The organism is Ruegeria sp. G12 (assembly GCF_056533565.1).
This window is the reverse complement of the sequence record NZ_JBQFOO010000016.1, coordinates 1-4,112: the sequence shown is the minus strand read 5'-3', so window position 1 is coordinate 4,112 and position 4,112 is coordinate 1. Positions and strand designations below refer to the sequence as shown.

Here is a 4,112-nt window from a genome sequence, read left to right as displayed (position 1 = left end):
TCACCGCCTTCGCCACGGCTGCTTTTCTCGCGCCTGCTGCGTATGCAGAGGAGTTTATCACGATTGGGACGGGTGGTGTTACGGGTGTTTACTATCCGACGGGTGGTGCGATTTGCCGTTTGGTGAACAAGGGGCGCAAGGAACATGGGGTTCGGTGTTCTGTGGAATCGACCGGTGGGTCGGTTTACAACATCAACACCATTCGCGAGGGCGAGCTGGAGTTTGGTGTGGCGCAGTCGGACTGGCAGTACCACGCGTATAACGGCACGTCGAAGTTCGAAGACGCGGGCGCGTTCGAGAATCTGCGGGCGGTGTTCTCGGTCCACCCCGAGCCGTTCACGGTTGTGGCCCGCGCCGATGCGGGGATTTCCAGCTTTGAGGATCTCAAGGGCAAGCGCGTGAACATCGGCAACCCCGGGTCCGGTCAGCGCGGCACGATGGATGTTGTGCTGGAAGCGATGGGCTGGACCATCGATGACTTTGAACTGGCCTCGGAACTGAAAGCGGCCGAGCAATCGGCGGCGCTGTGCGACAACCAGCTGGACGCGATGATCTACACCGTGGGTCACCCTTCGGGCTCGATTCAAGAGGCGACCACCGCCTGTGACTCGGTTCTGGTGAACGTGACCGGTGATGCGATCCAGGGTCTGATCGACAACAACTCGTACTACCGCACCGCGACCATTCCGGGTGGCATGTATCGCGGCTCGGACGGCGACACCACGACCTTTGGTGTGGGCGCGACCTTCGTGACCTCGGCGGATGTGTCGGATGATGCGGTCTATGCGGTTGTCAGCTCGGTCTTTGAAAACTTCGACGACTTCAAGAAGCTGCACCCGGCATTTGCCAACCTGCAGCCGGAAGAGATGATTGCGGATGGCCTGTCGGCACCGCTGCATCCGGGTGCTGAGAAGTACTACAAGGAAAAAGGCTGGCTGCAGTAAGCCGGACCTGATGCGGGGCGCGCCTGTGATGGGCGCGCCCCTTTTGCACCCGGGGCAACCGGGGTGACGAATGAGGCCGAAACGGTCCGACAAGATCGCAGAGCGACGGGGAGACGCCAGATGAGTTCCGACACCCAATCCAACCGCCCGCTATCCGAAGAAGAGCTTCAGGATCTGGTGGCCTCGTCCGATGCGGGCGCGCGCAATCCGGCGGGCAATGTCGGGGTCTTTCTGGCCATCGTCGCGGTGCTGTGGTCGGTCTTTCAGGTGGTGCTGGCCTCGCCGCTGTCGAATGCGCTGCTGCCGGGCAGCGTGGTGAACAACTCGCGCCAGATCCATCTGGCCTTTGCCATCTTTCTGGCCTTTGCGGCCTATCCGGCGCTGAAATCCAGCCCGCGCAACTACATCCCCATTCAGGACTGGATCATGGGCGTGGTGGGCGCGGGGATCGCGCTGTATGGCTATATTTTCTATGAAAAACTGGTCGACAACGGCCTGCTGGCCGATGATGTGGACAAATGGGTCGCTCTGGGTGGCCTGCTGCTGCTGTTCGAGGCCGCGCGCCGGGCGCTTGGCCCGGCGATGGCGATCATTGCGACGATTTTCCTGGCCTATGTGTTCTTTGGCTCCTCCGACTGGGTGCCCGAGGTGATCCAGTGGAAGGGCGCCAGCCTGAAAAAGGCCATGAGCCATATGTGGATCACATCCGAGGGTGTGTTTGGCATCGCTTTGGGTGTCTCGACCAAGTTCGTCTTCCTCTTCGTGCTGTTTGGTGCGTTGCTGGATAAGGCGGGCGCGGGCAATTACTTTATCAAGATGGCCTTTGGCGCGCTGGGGCATTTGCGCGGCGGTCCGGCCAAGGCGGCTGTGGTGGGCTCGGCGGCCACGGGGCTGATCTCGGGCTCGTCGATTGCCAATGTTGTGACCACCGGCACGTTCACCATCCCGCTGATGAAGCGGGTGGGCTTTTCCAGCGAACAGGCGGGCTCGGTCGAGGTGGCGTCATCCGTGAACGGTCAGATCATGCCGCCGGTGATGGGGGCTGCGGCCTTTTTGATGGTGGAATATGTGGGCATTTCTTATGTCGAGGTGATCACCCACGCCTTCCTGCCCGCCGCAATCTCTTACATCGCGCTGGTCTATATCGTGCATCTCGAGGCGGTGAAGCGGAACATGCCGACGCTGGGCAACCGCGTGGTGTCGATGGGGCGCACAATCGGCGGCATGGCGATCTTCTTCGTGGGCTTTGCCGGGCTGTGTTATGGCATCCAATACCCGATCAAGGCGGTGATTGCGCTGATGCCCGGGGCCTCGGGTCTGGTGCTGTCGGCGCTGGTTGTGGTGGCCTATCTGATCCTGCTGAAACTGGCCGCGGGTGTCGAGGATCTGGTCCCCGATGATCCCAACGCCAAAGAGGTCGAGCTGCCGGTCATTGCCGAGATCTACAAGGCCGGTCTGCATTACCTGCTGCCGATCATCGTGCTGGTCTACTTCCTGATGATCGAGCAGAAATCGCCCGGCCTGTCGGCCTTCTGGGCGACCTCGCTGCTGTTTGTGATCCTGCTGACGCAGAAGCCGCTGAAGTCGATCTTCCGGGGTGAGAACAACACGGCCAATGCCTTCCGCGACGGCGTTGCCGATCTGTGGAACGGGTTGATCGACGGCGCGCGCAACATGATCGGCATCGCGCTGGCCACGGCCACCGCAGGCGTGATCGTGGGCACCGTGACGCTGACCGGCGTGGGTCAGGTGATGGCCGATCTGGTCGAGTTCCTGTCGGGCGGCAACCTGATCGCCATGCTGGCGCTGGTGGGTCTGCTGAGCCTCATTCTGGGCATGGGCCTGCCGACAACCGCGAACTATATCGTTGTCAGCTCGCTGATGGCCGGTGTGGTTGTGGAACTGGGCGCGCAGGATGGTCTGATCGTGCCGTTGATCGCGGTGCATCTGTTTGTGTTCTACTTCGGCATCATGGCTGATGTGACGCCGCCCGTGGGTCTGGCCAGCTTTGCCGCCGCCGCCGTGTCAGGAGGCGACGCGATCAAGACGGGCTTTACCGCTTTCTTCTACAGCTTGCGCACCGTGGCGCTGCCGTTTGTGTTCATCTTCAACACCGATCTCTTGCTGATTGATGTGGGCTGGGTGCAGGGCATTCTGGTGGCGATATCCGCGACCATCGCGATCCTGATCTTCACCGCCGGCACCATGGGCTGGTTCCTCACCAAGAACCGCATCTATGAAAGCGTCGCGCTGATCCTGATTGCGTTCGCACTGTTCCGTCCGGACTTCTTCATGAACCGCATCGCGCCGCCCTTTGCGCAGATCGAACCCGCGCAGCTGGAACAAGCCGTGGGCGACGCCGCCCCAGGCAGCAGCTTGCGGATCGAGGTTGAAGGACCCGATTTTGACACCGGCAACATGACCGAAACCACCGTGGTCCTGACCATCGGCGACGAAGCCGATGGCGCCGCCCGCATCGACGCCCTGGGCCTGATCCCGCTGGAGGAGGATGGCTTGGTCAAGCTGGATGAGCCGCTGTTCGGCACGCCCGTCGCCGACGAGTTGTCGAACTTCGACTACTACGCCGACGAGCCCGTCCGCATCACCACCGTGCAGGCCCCGCAAAGCCAGCCGCCCAAGGAACTGATGTTCATCCCGGCGCTGCTCCTGCTGGCCCTGATCGCCTTCCTGCAAAAGGGCCGCGCCGCCCGCACCACAGAACAAGAGGTAACACCATGAGCAAATCCGTCCTCTGTGCCGTGGATATCAGCAATGATGATCTGGATGCGGGCGTGTTGCAGCGCGCGGCCCAACTGGCCGACCTGGACGGCGCGCAGCTGGATGTGGTGACCGTGCTGCCGGATTTTGGCGAAAGCTGGGTGTCGGGCTTCTTCGACGCCAGTTTCCACGAAAAGGCGCTGGAACAGGCCCACACCAAGCTGGTCGCCCTGTGCGAGACCGCGCTGGGAACCGAACGTAACACCCAGATCCGCCACGTCGTCGCCACCGGCACCGCCTACCAGCAAATCCTGCACACCGCCCAGGAAGCCGGCAGCGACCTCATCGTCATCGGCGCCCATAAACCAGACCTCAAAGACTACCTACTAGGCCCAAACGCCGCCCGCGTGGTCAGACACTCCCAAGTGTCCGTCTATGTCGTCAGGTAGG

At 61.8% G+C, this 4,112-nt stretch carries 3 protein-coding genes; all 3 read left to right on the top strand.

Annotated elements, in window-relative coordinates; genetic code table 11:
- Positions 1-944, top strand: a 944-nt coding sequence (locus ACR0JN_RS21960; protein ID WP_480888615.1) for a TAXI family TRAP transporter solute-binding subunit, incomplete at its 5' end; no start/stop codon positions are given.
- 120 nt (positions 945-1,064) lie between these two features.
- Positions 1,065-3,683: a TRAP transporter permease gene (locus tag ACR0JN_RS21955; protein WP_480888614.1), complete on the top strand. Its 2,619-nt coding sequence runs from the start codon at positions 1,065-1,067 to the stop codon at positions 3,681-3,683.
- Positions 3,680-4,111, top strand: coding sequence for a universal stress protein (locus ACR0JN_RS21950; protein ID WP_480888613.1), 432 nt, complete (start codon positions 3,680-3,682; stop codon positions 4,109-4,111). The genes ACR0JN_RS21955 and ACR0JN_RS21950 overlap by 4 nt, the downstream gene beginning before the upstream one ends.
- Position 4,112: the final 1 nt, after the last annotated feature.